This window comes from Rhodococcus wratislaviensis (assembly GCF_041228765.1).
In the GTDB taxonomy this organism is placed as follows: domain Bacteria; phylum Actinomycetota; class Actinomycetes; order Mycobacteriales; family Mycobacteriaceae; genus Rhodococcus_F; species Rhodococcus_F wratislaviensis.
The window spans coordinates 7064162-7080776 of record NZ_CP150488.1 but is presented as its reverse complement, the minus strand read 5'-3'; the positions used below and the strand labels follow the sequence as shown (position 1 = coordinate 7080776).

The following is a 16615-nucleotide window of genomic DNA, read 5'->3' as shown; positions in this document are numbered from 1 at the left end:
TCGGTCGACGATGCGACCGCCCCCATATTCGCCCGTCTTTCGATTCACCCGGCCTTTCGATTGTTCAGGAGTAGAGCGCTGACTTCCTCGCGTGACCACCTGAGGCCCACGACCGGTTCGCCGGCGCGGATCGTCGTACTCGCCTCCGGTGCGGGAACCCTCCTGAGGTCGCTGATCGACGCAACACACACGGACGGGTATCCCGCCGAGATCGTCGCCGTCGGCGTCGACCGCGACTGTGACGCGACCACCCACGCGAAGGCGGCGGGCATTCCCCACTTCCGGGTGAGCCTGCGCGACCACGCCGACCGTGCCGCCTGGGACGTCGCGCTGACCGAGGCCGTCGCGTCCCACCAGCCGTCACTCGTCGTCTCGGCGGGTTTCATGAAGATCCTCGGTCCCGCCTTCCTGGACCGTTTCGGCGGTCGCATCATCAACACGCATCCCGCGTTGCTGCCCGCATTCCCCGGCGCACACGCGGTCCCGGATGCCCTGGCCTACGGCGTGAAGGTGTCGGGATCGACCGTCCACCTCGTGGACGCGGGTGTCGACACCGGCCCGATCCTGGCGCAGGAACCCGTGCCGGTGCTCGACGGCGACGACGAGTCGACCCTGCACGAGCGCATCAAGACTGTGGAGCGACGGTTGTTGGCGGACGTCATCGCCGCTGTCGCCACCCGTGGAGTTGTTTCCGATGGACGAAAGGCCGTGATCCCCAGTGAGTGAACGCAAGGCAGTACGCCGCGCGCTCGTCAGCGTCTACGACAAGACCGGTCTGGTCGAACTGGCTACGGGCCTGCACAAGGCAGGCGTCGAGCTGGTGTCGACAGGGTCGACTGCAGCGAAGATCGCCGACGCCGGCATCCCGGTCACCCCCGTCGAGGCGCTGACGGGCTTCCCCGAATGCCTCGAGGGCCGGGTCAAGACCCTGCATCCGCGGGTGCACGCCGGCGTCCTCGCCGACACCCGGAAGCCGGAGCACCTCGCGCAGCTCGAGGAACTCGGCATCGAGGCGTTCCAGCTGGTGGTCGTGAACCTGTACCCGTTCACGCAGACCGTCGCGTCGGGTGCGACTCCCGACGAGTGCGTCGAGCAGATCGACATCGGCGGGCCGTCCATGGTGCGCGCCGCCGCGAAGAATCACCCGTCGGTCGCGGTCGTAGTGGATCCCGCCCGCTACGACGACGTGCTCACCGCCGTCGCCGACGGCGGTTTCACGCTGCCCGAGCGCACCGCCCTCGCCGCGCAGGCGTTCCAGCACACCGCGTCGTACGACGTCGCGGTCGCCAGCTGGATGACGTCCACGCTGCTCGAACCCGGTGATTCGCAGTTCCCCGAGTGGGCAGGCGCCACCTGGGACCGCTCGGCAGTCCTGCGGTACGGCGAGAACCCGCACCAGGCCGCAGCCCTCTACGTGAACCCCGCGGCCCCGGCCGGTCTGGCCCAGGCGGAGCAGTTGCACGGCAAGGAAATGTCGTACAACAACTACACCGACGGCGACGCAGCCTGGCGTGCGGCGTTCGACTTCAGCGAGCCGGCTGTCGCGATCATCAAGCACGCGAACCCGTGTGGCATCGCGGTCGGAGCCGACATCGCCGAGGCGCACCGCAAGGCGCACGCCTGCGACCCGGTCAGCGCGTACGGCGGAGTCATCGCCGCGAACCGCGAGATCACCGTCGAGATGGCCGAGCAGGTCGCCGAGATCTTCACCGAGGTGATCATCGCCCCGTCCTACGCGGACGGTGCGCTCGGAGTGCTGCAGCGCAAGAAGAACATCCGCGTCCTCCTCGCCGAGGCGCCCACTGCCACGGGAATCGAACTGCGTCCCGTGTCCGGTGGAGCGCTCCTCCAGGAGCGCGACGTGCTCGACGCCGAGGGCGACGACCCGGCCAACTGGACTCTGGCCGTCGGCGACGCCGCCGACGAGCAGACCCTGAAGGATCTCGAGTTCGCGTGGCGGGCGTGCCGTTCGGTGAAATCCAACGCGATCCTGCTCGCCTCCGACGGTGCGTCGGTCGGCGTCGGCATGGGCCAGGTCAACCGTGTCGACTCCGCGCACCTCGCGGTGCAGCGGGCCGGTGACCGGGTGGCCGGGTCGGTGGGCGCGTCGGACGCGTTCTTCCCGTTCCCCGACGGACTGCAGGTGCTCGCGAACGCCGGCGTCAAGGCAGTCGTGCAGCCGGGTGGTTCCGTCCGCGACAACGAGGTGATCGATGCGGCCAAGGAAGCCGGCATCACCATGTACCTGACGGGTGCGCGGCACTTCGCGCACTAGCGTTCGGCAACTCTCGAACGGGTCTCGGCATCATGCCGGGGCCCGTTCTGCGTCGTCAGGCGGCTGCGGCCCCGTGTGCTCGGCCCGTGCCCTGGAGTTCGCGAGGCGAACCGGTGATGACAACGCGGGCGGCGCCGCGGCTGCGGACCTCGCTGATCAGCTCACCCAGGCCTGCCTCGTGGGCGGCGTCGCAGTGCGACAGGTCGAGGGTGACCGCGTAACCGGTGAGGTCGTCCGGCAGATCGAGATACGGGGGAGAGGTGGACAGTTGGTTGATGCGAAGTTTCATGTGGTGCTCCTGAAAGTGAAAGGTAAAAGAAAAGGCACCCGAGGGGTTTGCCCTGGGTGCCCGAGAATGACTTGGTGTGAGTCTCAACATTCTCGGGGTGCGCCGAACTTGGTGATGTGCTTGTCGGCGGAGCAGCGACGCCATGCGGGTACGGACGCGAAGAGCGCGTGAAGCTGCATCATGGCCGTACCTTTCTGCGTGTGGTTGCTGGTTGGTAGATGACCGTACAGCACCGGTTGAGGGTTTGCACTTCCATTATCCGGCCACCGCGCAGGAATGCGGGGTTGAGCAGCGACTCTTGGCTCAGAGTTGCCGCCCCGTTCACATCCGCGTAGGGATTCGTCAGATGCGCGGGCAAGTGCATCGGAGTTTCGCCAATCGGTGCGCGTCTGTCGAATCCCACACTTTGGTCACAGGTTGCTTTCGATCCGGCCTCGAGCCGCACGCACCTGCGGTGCAGCTGATTCACTCGGGGCTGATGTGACTCGAGTGGCACCTGTGGAAGGAGAGTGGCGCCCGGACTGCGACGGTGCGCCCATTCCCGTTATGAACCGATTTGCGATCAAGGCCGGCCTCGGCGCCTGCGTCCTGGGTGCGTCCGTGCTCATCCCTGCTCAGGTGTCGGCGGAACCCGCGGCGACGGCGACCGGCACCGAACTGTCCGGCATGACGGTGTTCCTCGACCCCGGACATCAGGGTTCCAGCGAGGGCCACGACCTCGCGCAGCAGGTGAACGACGGCCGGGGCAACACCAAGGACTGCCAGACGAGCGGCATGACGTCGCTGGGTGGGGTGCCCGAGCACACCATCAACTGGAATGTGTCCCAGTTGGTGAAGAGCAGCCTCGAGAGTCTCGGCGCGAAGGTCGTCCTGAGCCGTCAGGACGACACCGGCTGGGGCGGATGCGTCGACGAAAGAGCGCGTGCGGCAAGCGAATCGAACGCCGACGTGGCGGTGAGCATTCACGCGGACTCGACGGCGCAGGGCGAGGACGCGAGCAAGCACGGGTTCCACATGATCATCCCGTCGCTGCCCATCCCCGACGAGAAAGCCGACGCGGCGCAGTCGGGCGGCGGGCTCGAGGCGTCGAAGATGATGCGCGACGCCTACAAATCCGACGGCTTCGTTCCCGCCAACTACGCCGGCGTGAACGACGGCCTCCAGACCCGCGCCGACGTGGCCGGGCCCGCGCTGACTCAGGTGCCGCTGGTGTTCGTCGAGATGGGCAACGGGTCCAACAAGGAGGACTCCGCCCAGCTGGAGAGTACCGACGGCCAGTTGAAGCACGCGATCACCATCACGACGGGCATCGTCACCTACCTGCTGACGGGGTCGGAGTCGGCGCCGGCCGAGGAACTGGCGGCAGCGCCGGCGGCCACCACCGAACCCGAGGCGAGCGAGGACAGCGCGTCGTCGACCACCACCACGACCCCGAAGGCGACCACTCCGAAGGCGACCCCGAAGTCGACGGCACCCGATTCGGCGCAGTTCTCCGAGTTGATGGAGATGCTCGCGCCGCTGCTCGAGGTCGAGGGACTCGACGGGCTGCAGGATCTCGTCAACGACAAGAATCTGGGCCTCGTGTCCGATCTGGCGAGCACGCTGATGTCCGTGATCACCGGGGCGGGCGGGAACTGATCACAGTGCGGCGATCCACCTGCCGAACGGTTCGGTGAACTCCGCCGAGTAGGGGAGCGGTTCCACGTAATCCGGTCCGGTGGAGGGGCGGTCGCCGACGTCCTTGAGGACGTGATTGGCGTTCGCCATCCGCACCGGCGTCAGTGCGGTGTGCGCGAGGGCGTCGTTCAGGCCGTCGACGTCCGCGAGCTGTACCTGAATGTCCTTGGCGGAGCAGCTGGTGAGGACGGGGAAGCCGGCAGGCAACCGGGCGGCCAGCGCGCGCGGGTCGAGAGCGTCCTCCTCCGCGAGGGCCTTCGCGTTGGCATGGACCAGCCCGGCGTTCTGCAGGGGTTCCGGAAGGTCGTCGGGGATCGTGCCCGACGTGCGGAGTGATTCGACGGTGTCCGCGAGTGCGAGCCGGAGTTCGTCGGCCAGTTCCACCGGCAGCTGGCCGGTGCCGACGACGGCGTCGAGCTGACCGTGGATCTGCGTCGTGAGCAGATCGAGGAGCCGGACACTCAGCGGTTCGAGCAGTCCGACCGCGCGCACACGCGACTCGTCTTCCGCGGTGGCGAGCGCGAGGGCGACGAGTCCGCCGTCGCTGTGACCGATGACGATCAGCTTCGCCGGGTCGACCCCGGGTTGGGCGGCCAGGAAGTCGAGCCCCGCGGAGGCGGCGTCGACGAACGTGGTGAAGCCGAGACCGCCGACCTCTTCCACCTCGTACGGGCCGAGGGCGGTCTCGCCGCTGCCGATCTTGTCGTAGCGCAGGCTCGAGATGCCGTGCTGTTCGAGCACGTCGGCGAGGTGGCGGAGCGTTCCGATGTCACCGGGGAGGAGGGCGCTGTCGCCGTTGCGATCGGTGGGACCACTGCCGGCGAGCAGCAGCGCGGCGGGCGCCGACCCGTTCGCGTGGTCGGGGGTGCGCAGGCTGCCGTAGTACGTGACGGCACCGCTGTCGAACGTGATCTCGGTGTCAGGCATGGGGACTGTCTACCAGTTCACGTCGCGCGCAGTCGCCGCACCCGTTGCACCCCGCGCCACGCGAACCACAGCAGGAACGCGAGCAGCGGAATGACGAGCAGCGGAAGCAGCAGGGCGATCAGGGAGGTGACGAACGAGACGACGTCCTCGATCACCGACACCACGGGATTGGCCAGTCCGCCGGTGGAGGCCGTGCTCACCGCACGGGTGCCGGTCTGCGCCGTGCTGAACGCCAGAGCCGTGGGCGCGCCGATGACGATTCCGGCGATCGCGGCAGTCGACGGGTCCACGTCCGCGAAGGCCGCCCAGGTCGCGATGACGCCCGCCACGGGGCCGGTGACGTTGCCGATCACGGACAGCACGTTGTCGACGAACGGGATGAGATCGGCGGTCAGCTCCACCACTGTCGCGATCGACAGCGCCACCAGCGCCCCGGTCGAACCGAGCCACCGCATCGACTCGTTCAGGGTCACCCCGAGCACCTCGAAGTGCACCGCGGCGCTGAGCATCAGCAACGGCAGGAACGTGCGCAGTCCCGAAGCGGCGGCGAGGCCGAGGCCGAGCAGTCCGGGCAGAACCCAGGTCTCCATGCACGGAGTGTAGAAGCTCGGCGATCACGGCAGGCGGGCATCGCGGCCGAGATCTCAGAGAAGCATCACAGAACTCACACAATCGACGATTAGCGTCTGCATCACCAGTTGTTCCAACGGATTACGTCCGAGACGAACCCCGACTCCAGGAAGGTGCCGCATCATGAACGTCGTCCAGCTGACCACCGGTGATTTCGTCGCCGCCATGTTCTCCCTCGACTTCGTCGACGGCGGATTCCGCCGGGAGGCCGTCGAGCGGATTCACCGGGGAGCGATCGACGAGTGGGTGTCTGCGCTCACCGGGTCGGGTCTGTTCTCGAACCGCGCGGTCACGGACGTCGTCCGGGCATGGCGCGACGATCCGCGAGTCCTGCTCGATTCCCTTCTGGCGGAGGCTGATCCGGTGACGTTCGAGCGCTACCGTTCCGCCTGGTACGAGTTGGACGCCGCGACCGCGTACGGTGCCGCCGCGTAGGCAGACCCTCAGGGGATGCTGAAGACCTCGGCGAACGTGGCGAGCAGCGCCGGATCGCCGGTGACGGACACGCTGCCGAGGGCGATGGCGTCCTCCGGGGTGATCTCGCGTGCCATCAGCGCCTTCACCGCCGGCCCGGTCTCGATCACGAGATCGGGCCGGTCGGCCGCGCCCTCGACGACCTCGAGTTCTCCGCGGTCGATGCGGGCGGACAGCACGATCGGCCCGAGCCGCAGTTCGTAGGTGACGGTGACGTCCCGCGCGACGTCGGGGTGGAACGTCGACCGCAGGGCCATCACCATCGAGTCGACGGTTACCGCGTCGTCCGGGTCGGCTTCGCCGAGAGTGCGGGCGCCCCACCGGCCCAGCGACTTCACGGCGTCCTCCAGTGCGTTGCCGTAATCGGTGAGTTCGTAGACCACGGCGTTCGACGGACGGGGCAGCGCGCGGCGCGCGATCACGTCGGCGTCCTCGAGTTCCTTCAGGCGGGCCGACAGGATATTGGACGGGATGCCCGGCAAGCCGTGCTTGAGGTCGGTATAGCGCCGCGGTCCGACGAGCAGATCTCGGACGATGAGCAGTGCCCAGCGTTGTCCCACGATGTCCAGGGCATGCGCGAGTCCGCAGTACTGCCCGTATGCCTGTCGTGCCATGGTTTCAACTATAGACCGAAGTTGCCTATTGATATCAATAGGTTTCTTTTTGCAACATTGGTACGTGATCTGCTCCACAAGGTCGCACGGCTCGTCACCCGAAAACACTCGGCTCCACCGAAGGAAAGAGAATTCGATGTCGACCATGATCTTCGTGAACCTCCCCGTGAAGGACCTCGGCACGTCGACGGCCTTCTACGAGGCGCTCGGCTACCAGCGGAACCCGCAATTCTCCGACGAGAACGCGTCGTCGATCGTGATCAGCGAGCAGATCCACGTCATGCTGCTGACCGAGAAGTTCTTCTCCACCTTCACCAAGAAGGCCGTCGCGGACGCCACCACGACCACCGAATCCATCATCTGCATCTCCGCCGACAGCCGTGAGGCCGTCGACGCGCTGGCCGACACGGCGCTCGCGTCGGGCGGATCCTCCTCCAACGATCCGATGGACGAGGGATACATGTACGGCCGCAGCTTCCAGGACCCGGACGGTCACCTCTGGGAGATCATGTGGATGGATGTCGATGCGGCGCAGGGGCAGGAGTCGTGAGCACCGCGACCACTTCCGTGACGGCGGAGTCGGGAACCGCGCGCAGGGTGGGCTGGGTCCTCAGCGGCCTCGTCGGCGCCTTCCTCCTCTTCGACGCGGTCGGCAAGCTCCTGAAGATCGGACCGGTCGAGGACTCGGCCGCCGAACTGGGACTGCCGGTGCACATCATCGTGCCGATCGGCGTGGTGCTGCTCCTCTGCACGGTGCTCTACCTGGTGCCGCGAACGGCCCCGCTCGGTGCGGTGCTGCTGACCGGCTACCTCGGTGGGGCGGTACTCACCAACTGGCGCGTCGAGAAGCCGTTGTTCAGCACGGTGCTGTTCGCGGTGTACGTCGGAATCGCGGTCTGGGCGGGTCTGTACCTGCGCGACCGCAAGGTCCGCGAACTGCTCCCGCTGCGCCGCGAGGGCTGACCCGGGCGGGTCGGCACGCATTAACCGCGTGCCGATTCGCTCGAACCCTCGTAGCGTGGAGTGGTGACGTCATCGGAACACAGACCTTCCACCGTCGGCGAGCTCCGCGAGTCGGGCCACATTCAACGCACCGTCAAGGAAGAGATCCGCGAGAATCTGCTCGCGGCCCTACGCGACGGTCGTGATCCGTGGCCCGGCATCGTCGGTTTCGAGGAGACGGTGGAACCACAGCTCGAACGGGCTCTCATCGCGGGTCACGACGTGGTGTTGCTCGGCGAACGTGGTCAGGGCAAGACCCGCCTCCTCCGCACCCTCAACCTGCTCCTCGACGAATGGACCCCGGTGATCGCCGGTTCCGAACTCGGGGAGCATCCCTATGAGCCCATCACCCCGGCGTCGATTCGCCGGGCGCAGGAACTGGGCGACAGCCTCCCCGTCGCGTGGCGGCACCGCAGCGAGCGGTATTCGGAGAAACTCGCGACCCCCGACACGTCGGTGGCGGACCTCGTCGGCGACGTGGATCCGGTCAAGGTCGCGGAAGGCCGGAGTCTCGGCGACCCGGAAACCATTCACTTCGGGCTCGTTCCCCGCGCGCACCGGGGCATCGTCGCCATCAACGAACTCCCCGACCTCGCCGAACGCATCCAGGTGTCGCTGCTCAACGTCATGGAGGAACGCGACATCCAGGTTCGCGGGTACACCCTCCGGCTCCCGCTGGACGTCCTGATGGTGGCCAGCGCGAACCCGGAGGACTACACGAACCGCGGTCGCATCATCACCCCGCTGAAGGACCGGTTCGGCGCCGAGATCCGGACGCACTACCCGACCCGGCTCGACGACGAAGTCGCGGTCATCCTGCAGGAAGCGCATCTCACCGCGGAGGTGCCCGAGTACCTCCTCGAGATCCTGGCCCGGTTCACCCGTCTGCTCCGCGAGTCGACGTCGGTCGATCAGCGGTCGGGTGTGTCCGCCCGCTTCGCGGTGGCAGGCGCCGAAACCGTCAGTGCCGCTGCGGTGCATCGCGGCGCCGTGCTCGGTGAGGCCGACCCGGTCGCGCGGCCGGTCGACCTCGAGACCGTCGTCGACGTCCTGCGAGGCAAGGTGGAATTCGAATCCGGTGAGGAAGGGCGCGAAATCGAGGTCCTGGAGCACCTGCTCCGGCGAGCGACGGCTGACACGGTCCGCACCCGGCTCGGTGGCATCGACCTGGCGGAACTCGTGGACGCGGTCGAACAGGGCGACCCGGTGGTGACCGGCGAGCGGATCACGGCGAAGGCCCTGCTGAACGAGCTGCCCGAACTCGAGGTCCTCGACGAGCTGGCCGAGCGTCTGGGCGCGGAGTCCGACGGCGAGCGGGCCGCGGCCGCCGAGTTCGCCCTCGAAGGGCTGTACCTGGCGCGGCGGATCTCGAAGAACCCCGACATCAACGGACAGACGGTGTATTCGTAATGTCCCGCAAGGCGGAGCGCGGACCGCACAACGCGCGGTACGGGCCGTACGAGGGCGGTGATCCGCTGGCACCGCCGGTGGACCTGCGTGAGGCCCTGGCCGCGATCGGTGACGACGTGTTCGCGGGAACGTCCCCGCGGCAGGCGCTGCGCGAGATGCTCCGGCGCGGCAACCGGGACATGCGCGGCCTGGACGAGCTTGCGGCCGAGGCGAATCGGCGTCGCCGTGAACTGCTGAAGCGGAACAACCTGAACGGCACACTCGAAGAGGTCCGGGAACTCCTCGACCGCGCGGTGCTCGAGGAACGCAAGACGCTGGCCCGCGCGCTCGACGACGACGCCCGCTTCTCGGAGATGCGCCTCGAGGAACTGCCGCCGTCCACCGCGCAGGCCGTGCAGGAACTCGCCGACTACGACTGGCGCAGTTCGGAAGCCCGCGAGGACTACGAGAAGATCCGGGACCTCCTGGGCCGCGAAATGCTGGACCAGCGGTTCGCCGGCATGAAACAGGCCCTCGAGGGCGCCACGGAAGAAGACCGCGAACGCATCCGGGAGATGCTCGCCGACCTCAACGACCTGCTCGACAAGCATTCGCGCGGCGAGGACACGCAGGAACAGTTCGACGAGTTCATGGACAAGCACGGAGAGTACTTCCCCGAGAACCCGCAGAACGTCGAGGAACTGCTCGATTCGCTGGCGCAGCGGGCGGCGGCGGCGCAGCGCCTGCGGAACTCGCTGTCGCAGGAGCAGCGCGACGAACTGGATGCGCTGGCGCAGCAGGCGTTCGGCGATCCGTCGCTGATCGGACAGCTGGACCGTCTGGACCAGCATCTGCAGGCGGCGCGGCCGGGTGAGGACTGGCAGGGCGCGCAGCGGTTCCGCGGCGACGACGGCATGGGCCTGGGCGAGGGTACCGGGGCGTTGCAGGACATCGCGGAACTCGAGTCGCTCGCCGAGCAACTGTCGCAGCAGTACGCGGGCGCACAACTCGACGACATCGACGCGGACACTCTGGCCCGGCAACTGGGCGACGAGGCGGCAGCCGATGCGCAGACCCTCGCCGAACTCGAGAAGGCCCTGCGCGATCAGGGCTTCTTCGACCGCGGGGCGGACGGCCAGTGGCGCCTGTCGCCCAAGGCGATGCGCCAACTCGGTCAGACGGCTCTGCGGGACGTGGCGCAGCAGCTGTCTTCGCGTGGCGGGCAACGGGAGACGCGCCGCGCCGGGGCGATGGGGGAGCCGACGGGTGCGTCCCGCGAGTGGGCGTTCGGCGACACCGAGCCGTGGGACGTCACGCGCACGATCACCAATGCCGTGCTGCGGGCGGCATCCGATCCGGTCGAGCGCGGTCGCGTCCCGGTCCGGTTGTCCGTGTCGGACGTGGAGGTGATGGAGACCGAGCAACGGTCGCAGGCGGCGGTCGCGTTGCTGGTCGACACGTCGTTCTCGATGGTGATGGAGGGCAGGTGGGTGCCGATGAAACGCACCGCCCTCGCCCTGAACCATTTGGTGAGCACCCGGTTCCGCAGCGACGAACTGCAGCTCATCTCGTTCGGCAGGCACGCGCAGGTGCTGACACCGTCGGAGCTGGCCGGCCTGGACGGCGCATGGGACCAGGGCACCAATCTGCACCACGCGTTGCTGCTGGCGGCCCGGCATCTGCGCAGGCATCCCAACGCCCAGCCGGTGGTCCTGATCGTCACCGACGGTGAGCCGACGGCCCACCTGGAGCCGGACGGCTTCGCGTACTTCGACTACCCGCCGAGCGCCCGGACCCTCGGTCTGACGGTCCGGGAACTCGACACCCTCGCCCGGCTCGGCGCTCACGTCACGTTCTTCCGGCTCGGTGAGGATCCCGGGCTCGCGCGGGTGGTGGACCGGATGGCCGAGCGGGTCGGCGGACGCGTCGTGGCGCCCGGGCTGGACGGTCTCGGCGCCGCCGTCGTCAGCGACTACATGCGTCGCAGGCGCTAGCCCGTGAGTACTTGTCAACCGCCCGCGGTTGACAAGTACTCACGGGTGCGTCAGCGCACGGCAGGCTGGTGCTGGGTGATGCAGTGGATTCCGCCGCCGCGCGCGAACAGTGGGCGGGCGTCGACCGACACGACCGTGCGTCCGGGGTAGGCGGCCGACAGGATCGCGACCGCTTCCTCGTCCGCGGGATCGTCGAAGCTGCATGCGATGACGCCGCCGTTGACGACGAAATGGTTGATGTAGCTGTAGTCGACGAAGCCCTCGTCGTCGCGCAGGACCGTCGGCGCGGGGACGGTGATGATCTCCCACGACTCACCGCGGGCGTCCGTGGTCTGCTTCAGCACGTCGATGACGGCCTTGCTGACCTCGAAGTCGGGGTGTTCGGGGTTGCGCTGGTCGTGCACCAGGACGACGCCGGGTGACGGGATGGCGGCGACGATGTCGACGTGCCCGCGCGTGCCGTACGTGTCCTGGTCCCGCGTCAGTCCGCGTGGCAGCCAGATCACCTTGGTGGCACCGATCGTCCGGGCGAGCTCGGCCTCGATGTCGGCTTTCGACAGTTCCGGGTTGCGGCCGGGGTCGAGTTGCACGGTCTCGGTCACCAGCACGGTGCCGAGGCCGTCGACCTGGATGCCGCCGCCCTCGTTGACGATCGGCGAGTCGACGAGTTCGGCCCCCGACCGCTCGACCACCAGTGCGCCGATCTTCGAGTCCTTGTCCCACTGAGCCCAGTCCTGGCCGCCCCAGCCGTTGAAGATCCAGTCGACGCCGCCGAGGCGTCCGTCCTCGGACAGCACGAAGGTGGGTCCGATGTCGCGCATCCAGGCGTCGTTCAGCGGCGCCTCGACGATGTCGATGTCGGCGGAGAGGTACTCCTCGGCCGCCGACACCTGACCGGGATCGACGACGACGGTGACGGGCTCGAACCGGGCCACGGCGTGTGCCACCTCGGCCCACGTGGTGCGGGCCTCGTGGTGCTCCTCGGGGGTGTCGCCCAGGGAGTAGCCCTCACTGGGGTAGGCCATCCAGGTGCGTTCGTGCAGTTCGCCTTCCGCGGGCATGCGCCAGGTCATCAGGCCCTCCCGAACGGGGAGGCGTGATCGACCGGCTCGGTGAGGACGCCGTACGTGTCGGGGCGCCGGGTCGCCAGGAACGGGAACAGGGCCAGCCAGTCCTCGCGCTGCTGGAGGTCGAGGTCGGCGACCAGTACCGCGGATTCGTCGCGTGGGGCCTGCGCGAGGATCCGGCCGTAGGGATCGGAGATGAACGACGAGCCGTAGAACGTGATGAGGCCTTCGCTGCCGTGGCGGTTGGGGACCACCATGAACGTGCCGTTCGCGATGCCGTTGCCGACGATCACCTGCTGCCACAGCGGCTGGGTGTCGAACTGCGGGTGGTCGGGCTCCGAGCCGATCGCGGTGGGGTACACCAGGATCTCGGCGCCGCCGAGGGAGTAGGCACGGGCGACCTCGGGGAACCACTCGTCCCAGCACGTCGGCAGTCCGAGCTTCGCGCCGCCGAGTGCCTCGGCAGTGTGGACGGGGTACGGATCGGTTGCGGGACCGCCGCGGAAGTAGGTGTCCTCGTAGTAGCCGGCGGTCACGGGGATGTGCAGCTTGCGGGTGCGGGCGAGCAGTTCACCGGAGGGGGCGACGAGGATGGCCGTGTTGAAACCGAGCCCGTCCTCGTACTGCACACCGTCCTCGGTGTCGTTCCGCTCGTACATCGACGCGTGGACGAGGATGCCGTGTTCCGCGGCGGCCTTGGCGGCGAACGTGAACGTGGGGCCGGTGAGGAGGTCCTCGGCGGTACGTCCCGGGTTGTCGCCACCGGGAGTCGACGCCGGGTAGCGGCTCAGCGTGAGTTCGGGGAGGAACACCACGCGCGCCCCGAGTTTCGCTGCCTCGGCAATGCCCTCGTCGAGTTCGGCCCGCAGATCCTGATCGTTCTCGTGCCAGCGGTGCTGGACGAGGCCGACGCGGAGCGGGGTGCGTCCGGTCTCGCGCGTCCTCGACAGGGACTCGGGAGGGGTGAGGGCGGTAATCGTCAACATTGTGTTTCCTCGGATGTTCGGTTCGGCGAGCGCCTAAAACGAATTGGATTCGTTAAGTATGGTGGGTGAATGCTCGGCGATCAAGGGGTGGGACGTGACGATTTCGATTCCTTCGGTATCGACCCTGGTCGCCGTGACGCACACCGACCAGGAGGGCACCCATGCCACGGCCATCACAGCGACTGCTGTCGCCGGAGATCATCACCGAAGCTGCCATGCGCATGGTGGACCTCACCGGTGATTTCACGATGCCGGGTCTCGCCGAACGGCTGAAGGTACGGCCCTCCTCGCTGTACAACCACGTGTCCGGGAGGGCGGAGATCATCGAACTGATGCGTGCCCGCATGATGGCGGGCATCGTGGTGGCGGACCCCGACGGCAAGTGGAGCGAGACGGTGGCCGGCCTGGCGCGCGAGTATCGGCGCAACTACGCCGAGCATCCTCGGCTGATTCCTCTGTTCACCGCGCACACAGTGCAATCCGGTGTGGCGTTCGGGCTGTACAACGCGCTGGCGCAGGCATTCTCGGACGGTGGCTTCACACCCGAGGAGATCCTGCACGCCATCACGACGGTGGACAGCTTCGTGCTGGGGTCGGCGCTGGACCTCGCCGCCCCCGAAGTGGTCTGGGCGACCGCGCCGGAGGCGAACGAGGCCATGCTGGCCGCCCTCGCCACGTCCGGGCCGAACCCCGGACGGGCGGATGCAGCATTCGAGTTCGGGCTGCGGACGCTTATCGCGGGCTTGGTGGCGCAGGCTCCGATCGAGCCGTGAGATCGCCCTCGTCCCGCAACGCGGACGTGTCGCGGTTGAGGGTCTCACCCCGGAAGAAGGCGGGACTGCGGAAGCGCATGACCATCATCAGCACTGCGCCGAGCAGAAGGATGCCGAAGCCGAGGTAGAAGACGAGCCCGATGCCGCCGATGGACGCACCGCTCGCGTTCTCCGGGTCCATGCTCTCGTCGATCGAGATGACGAACACGGCCAGCAGCATCAGCCCTCCGAGCAGCGGGAACGCGAACCGGAAGACGGCGTTGCGCACGCTCGTGAACAACCTGTCCCGGAAGTACCAGACGCAGGCGAACGCAGTGATGCCGTAGTACCAGCAGATCATGATGCCCAGCGCGGCGATCGTGTCGAGCAGCGTGCGCTCGGACAGGAACGTGACGACGGTATAGAAGACCGCGGTCACCACGCCGGCGACGACGGTCGCGTAGGAGGGCACCAGGAATCGCGGCGACACCTCGGCAAGTTTCTTCGGGAACGCGCCGTAGGCGCCCATGGCCAGCATCGTGCGCGCCGCGGGCAGGAACGTGGTCTGCAGGCTCGCGACCGAGGAGACGAACACGGCGAGGAACAGCAGCATGCCGCCCCAGTTGCCGAGAACCGGATCGGCGAGGGCACCGAAGACGTTCTCGGAGTTGTCCGGGTTGCCGAGGCCGAGACCGTCCTCGCCGACGCCGGCGTACATCATCGCCGCGACCGACACGAGCAGGTACGTCAGCAGAATCGTCGCGACGCACAGCAGTCCGGCGCGACCGGGGGTCTTCTTCGGGTTCTTCGATTCCTCGCCGAGGGTCAGGCAGGTGTCCCAGCCCCAGAACGCGAAGATCGAACCCGTCAGGCCGATCACGAACGCGCCGAGCGCCAGTCCCGTGAACGGGTTGAACCAGCTCAGGTCGAACGAGAGCCCGGCGGGGGCGTCCCCGTTGCCGACGTGAACCAGCGCCACCACCGCGAAGGCGATGAGCAGCACCATCTGGAAGCCGACGAGCGCGACCTGCAGGCGCTCGCTGGTGGTGATGCCGCGGCTGGCGATCCAGGTGGCCAGCGCGATGAACACGAGCGTCGTCCCGACGTTCACGAATTTGTTGCCGGGGAGATCGGCGATGCTCGGGGCGTCGAACAGTTTCGCGATGAACAGATAGAAGAACTGGACCGCGATCGCCGCGAGGTTCGAGAGCACGATGATCGTGGCGATCACCATGCCCCAGCCGCACATCCAGCCGACGTACGGACCGAACGCCTTGGTCGACCACGTGAACGACGCGCCGCAGTCGGGTGATTCGGAGTTGAGCTCACGGTAGGCGTAGGCCGTGAGGAACATGGGGATGAAGCCGGCGATGAAGATGGCGGGCATCTTCAACCCGACCGCCGCGACGATCAGTCCGATGCTGGCCGTCAGCGTGTAACCCGGTGCCACGGAGGAGATCCCGAGGATCGCCCCGGAGAAGGTCCCGACTGCGCCGGTGGCCAGCCCCTTGGCGCTCACGGCGCCGTCGGCCGACGCCGGTGCGCCTTCGCTGTTCGTCATGTCTGAACCTCCGGTCGGGAACGAGCGTGGATCCGGGGCGGGTGTCGCGGACGGTTTACTCACTGTTTTGGAACTCCTGCTTGGGGACGACCACCATGGGCACCGGCAGGACGCGGAGCATCTTGGCCGCGGTGGATCCCAGGAACAGTCGATGAGGTTGGGCGAGCCGGCTGGAGCCGACCATCACGAGGTCGCCGTCCTGCCAGTCGAGTTTGCGGACCGCCGATTCCACGGAGGATCCGTCGGCGATCGTGACGGACACGGGAAAGTCTTCGGGAAGAGCGGATTTCGCCACTTCGAGGGTGCTCTGGGCGTGGGCGACGGCCCGGTCGCGGATGTCGTCGGGGGTGTCCCGGTGATCGCGGAGGTCGTTCTGCGGGTCGAGTGCGACGAGCGAGACGAGGCGGAGCGGGGTCTTCATCCGCTCGCACGTCCGCACCGCCGTCCGCAGCAACACGTCGGCCCCGGTCCGGGTCCCGAGCGCGCAGGTGACCTCGCGGATCTTCTTCGCGGAGGAGTGCCGCGCCCCGCGAGGTGCGAGGGCCAGCGGAACGTGCGCCGAGTGCAGCAGTTCCGTCGAGACGGAGCCGACGGAGTGCCGCCCCAGCAGGCCGTCCCCGGCGGCGCCGACGACGATCGCCTGCGCCCCCAGCCGGGACACCTCGTCGATGAGACCCTGCGCGAACGATTCGTGGAAGCTCAGGTGGACGTCCACGTCGATGTCGCTCGGCACCGACGACTTCGCCTCGTCCAGCCAGCGCTGGGCGCGGGAGGCGAGGATGTCGTCGTAGCCGGTTTCTGCCGGAACTCTCGCCGGGACCGTCCGGTCCGGCGGGAGCACCATGCAGATGTCGAGCTGTGCGCCGAGACTGCGGGCGAGCTGCGCCCCGAGGGCCAGACCGTCCTCCCCGCTGGGGGTGGCGAGATATCCAACGACCAAACGCATGGTGACGGTTCCGATCTGTCTCGGGGCGGGTG

Annotated in this window: 17 protein-coding genes; 9 read left to right on the top strand and 8 right to left on the bottom strand. The window is 67.9% G+C overall.

Features of this window, described 5'->3' with window-relative positions; translation table 11 throughout:
• Positions 1–60 precede the first annotated feature (60 nt).
• Both purN and purH read left to right on the top strand, forming a co-directional pair.
• Entirely contained in the window at positions 61–726 is a 666-nt protein-coding gene (purN, locus tag WKC72_RS32700; RefSeq protein WP_037243678.1) for a phosphoribosylglycinamide formyltransferase, read from the top strand.
• Positions 719–2275 carry a bifunctional phosphoribosylaminoimidazolecarboxamide formyltransferase/IMP cyclohydrolase gene (gene purH, locus WKC72_RS32695; RefSeq protein WP_370180838.1) on the top strand — a complete coding sequence of 519 codons (1557 nt, stop codon included), beginning with the start codon at positions 719–721 and terminating at the stop codon, positions 2273–2275. The genes purN and purH overlap by 8 nt, the downstream gene beginning before the upstream one ends.
• 55 nt (positions 2276–2330) lie before the next feature.
• On the opposite strand, the gene WKC72_RS32690 is transcribed toward purH, so the two are convergent.
• The gene (locus WKC72_RS32690; RefSeq protein ID WP_005238564.1) at positions 2331–2564 is read right to left on the bottom strand and encodes a hypothetical protein; all 234 of its coding nucleotides are present in this window, start codon (positions 2562–2564) and stop codon (positions 2331–2333) included.
• A gap of 546 nt (positions 2565–3110) precedes the next feature.
• Between WKC72_RS32690 and WKC72_RS32685 the strand changes: the two genes are divergently transcribed.
• On the top strand, positions 3111–4202 hold the full coding sequence (locus WKC72_RS32685; protein ID WP_037243682.1) for an N-acetylmuramoyl-L-alanine amidase: 1092 nt from the start codon (positions 3111–3113) through the stop codon (positions 4200–4202).
• Here WKC72_RS32685 and WKC72_RS32680 read toward each other — a convergent pair whose 3' ends face one another.
• Both WKC72_RS32680 and WKC72_RS32675 read right to left on the bottom strand, forming a co-directional pair.
• Positions 4203–5168, bottom strand: a complete 966-nt coding sequence (locus WKC72_RS32680) for an alpha/beta hydrolase (protein WP_037243684.1) — start codon at positions 5166–5168, stop codon at positions 4203–4205.
• A 17-nt stretch (positions 5169–5185) separates the two neighbouring features.
• A complete protein-coding gene (locus tag WKC72_RS32675; RefSeq protein ID WP_011597743.1) occupies positions 5186–5758 on the bottom strand; it encodes a DUF4126 domain-containing protein in 573 nt (190 codons plus the stop codon).
• Positions 5759–5921: 163 nt separating this feature from the next.
• Between WKC72_RS32675 and WKC72_RS32670 the strand changes: the two genes are divergently transcribed.
• A complete protein-coding gene (locus tag WKC72_RS32670) occupies positions 5922–6233 on the top strand; it encodes a hypothetical protein (protein WP_037243687.1) in 312 nt (103 codons plus the stop codon).
• A gap of 8 nt (positions 6234–6241) precedes the next feature.
• On the opposite strand, the gene WKC72_RS32665 is transcribed toward WKC72_RS32670, so the two are convergent.
• Positions 6242–6886: a winged helix-turn-helix transcriptional regulator gene (locus WKC72_RS32665; protein WP_037243689.1), complete on the bottom strand. Its 645-nt coding sequence runs from the start codon at positions 6884–6886 to the stop codon at positions 6242–6244.
• Between the two features lie 136 nt (positions 6887–7022).
• Here WKC72_RS32665 and WKC72_RS32660 point away from each other — a divergent pair, with 136 nt between their 5' ends.
• The 4 genes from WKC72_RS32660 to WKC72_RS32645 all read left to right on the top strand — a co-directional run bounded on the left by WKC72_RS32660 (position 7023) and on the right by WKC72_RS32645 (position 11271).
• Complete coding sequence (locus tag WKC72_RS32660) at positions 7023–7436, top strand: VOC family protein (protein WP_370180837.1); 414 nt, start codon at positions 7023–7025, stop codon at positions 7434–7436.
• Positions 7433–7849, top strand: coding sequence for a DoxX family protein (locus tag WKC72_RS32655; RefSeq protein WP_037243693.1), 417 nt, complete (start codon positions 7433–7435; stop codon positions 7847–7849). Before WKC72_RS32660 ends, WKC72_RS32655 begins: the two co-directional genes overlap by 4 nt.
• A 63-nt stretch (positions 7850–7912) precedes the next feature.
• The gene (locus WKC72_RS32650) at positions 7913–9298 is read left to right on the top strand and encodes a sigma 54-interacting transcriptional regulator (RefSeq protein WP_005238585.1); all 1386 of its coding nucleotides are present in this window, start codon (positions 7913–7915) and stop codon (positions 9296–9298) included.
• Positions 9298–11271: a VWA domain-containing protein gene (locus tag WKC72_RS32645; RefSeq protein WP_037243695.1), complete on the top strand. Its 1974-nt coding sequence runs from the start codon at positions 9298–9300 to the stop codon at positions 11269–11271. Before WKC72_RS32650 ends, WKC72_RS32645 begins: the two co-directional genes overlap by 1 nt.
• A 50-nt stretch (positions 11272–11321) precedes the next feature.
• Here WKC72_RS32645 and WKC72_RS32640 read toward each other — a convergent pair whose 3' ends face one another.
• Together WKC72_RS32640 and WKC72_RS32635 are read right to left on the bottom strand one after the other, a co-directional pair.
• Positions 11322–12344 carry an agmatine/peptidylarginine deiminase gene (locus tag WKC72_RS32640; protein WP_037243697.1) on the bottom strand — a complete coding sequence of 341 codons (1023 nt, stop codon included), beginning with the start codon at positions 12342–12344 and terminating at the stop codon, positions 11322–11324.
• Positions 12344–13324 (bottom strand): nitrilase-related carbon-nitrogen hydrolase, encoded by a 981-nt coding sequence (locus WKC72_RS32635; protein WP_128639460.1) that lies wholly within the window; start codon positions 13322–13324, stop codon positions 12344–12346. Before WKC72_RS32635 ends, WKC72_RS32640 begins: the two co-directional genes overlap by 1 nt.
• Before the next feature lie 161 nt (positions 13325–13485).
• On the opposite strand from WKC72_RS32635, the gene WKC72_RS32630 reads away from it, so the two are divergent.
• A complete protein-coding gene (locus tag WKC72_RS32630; protein ID WP_005238594.1) occupies positions 13486–14097 on the top strand; it encodes a TetR/AcrR family transcriptional regulator in 612 nt (203 codons plus the stop codon).
• On the opposite strand, the gene WKC72_RS32625 is transcribed toward WKC72_RS32630, so the two are convergent.
• A complete protein-coding gene (locus tag WKC72_RS32625; RefSeq protein WP_037243701.1) occupies positions 14057–15637 on the bottom strand; it encodes an APC family permease in 1581 nt (526 codons plus the stop codon). The two genes, WKC72_RS32630 and WKC72_RS32625, sit on opposite strands and share 41 nt — an antisense overlap.
• Before the next feature lie 55 nt (positions 15638–15692).
• Complete coding sequence (locus WKC72_RS32620) at positions 15693–16583, bottom strand: universal stress protein (protein ID WP_112300791.1); 891 nt, start codon at positions 16581–16583, stop codon at positions 15693–15695.
• Between the last annotated feature and the right edge of the window lie 32 nt (positions 16584–16615).

What these genes read in the sequence shown, in the direction of transcription:
- WKC72_RS32690 (WP_005238564.1), bottom strand. Translation starts at nt 2,564, where the DNA reads ATGAAACTTCGCATCAACCAACTGTCCACCTCTCCCCCGTATCTCGAT.
- WKC72_RS32685 (WP_037243682.1), top strand. Translation starts at nt 3,111, where the DNA reads ATGAACCGATTTGCGATCAAGGCCGGCCTCGGCGCCTGCGTCCTGGGT.
- WKC72_RS32680 (WP_037243684.1), bottom strand. Translation starts at nt 5,168, where the DNA reads ATGCCTGACACCGAGATCACGTTCGACAGCGGTGCCGTCACGTACTAC.
- WKC72_RS32675 (WP_011597743.1), bottom strand. Translation starts at nt 5,758, where the DNA reads ATGGAGACCTGGGTTCTGCCCGGACTGCTCGGCCTCGGCCTCGCCGCC.
- WKC72_RS32670 (WP_037243687.1), top strand. Translation starts at nt 5,922, where the DNA reads ATGAACGTCGTCCAGCTGACCACCGGTGATTTCGTCGCCGCCATGTTC.
- WKC72_RS32665 (WP_037243689.1), bottom strand. Translation starts at nt 6,886, where the DNA reads ATGGCACGACAGGCATACGGGCAGTACTGCGGACTCGCGCATGCCCTG.
- WKC72_RS32660 (WP_370180837.1), top strand. Translation starts at nt 7,023, where the DNA reads ATGTCGACCATGATCTTCGTGAACCTCCCCGTGAAGGACCTCGGCACG.
- WKC72_RS32645 (WP_037243695.1), top strand. Translation starts at nt 9,298, where the DNA reads ATGTCCCGCAAGGCGGAGCGCGGACCGCACAACGCGCGGTACGGGCCG.
- WKC72_RS32640 (WP_037243697.1), bottom strand. Translation starts at nt 12,344, where the DNA reads ATGACCTGGCGCATGCCCGCGGAAGGCGAACTGCACGAACGCACCTGG.
- WKC72_RS32635 (WP_128639460.1), bottom strand. Translation starts at nt 13,324, where the DNA reads ATGTTGACGATTACCGCCCTCACCCCTCCCGAGTCCCTGTCGAGGACG.
- WKC72_RS32630 (WP_005238594.1), top strand. Translation starts at nt 13,486, where the DNA reads ATGCCACGGCCATCACAGCGACTGCTGTCGCCGGAGATCATCACCGAA.
- WKC72_RS32625 (WP_037243701.1), bottom strand. Translation starts at nt 15,637, where the DNA reads ATGACGAACAGCGAAGGCGCACCGGCGTCGGCCGACGGCGCCGTGAGC.
- WKC72_RS32620 (WP_112300791.1), bottom strand. Translation starts at nt 16,583, where the DNA reads ATGCGTTTGGTCGTTGGATATCTCGCCACCCCCAGCGGGGAGGACGGT.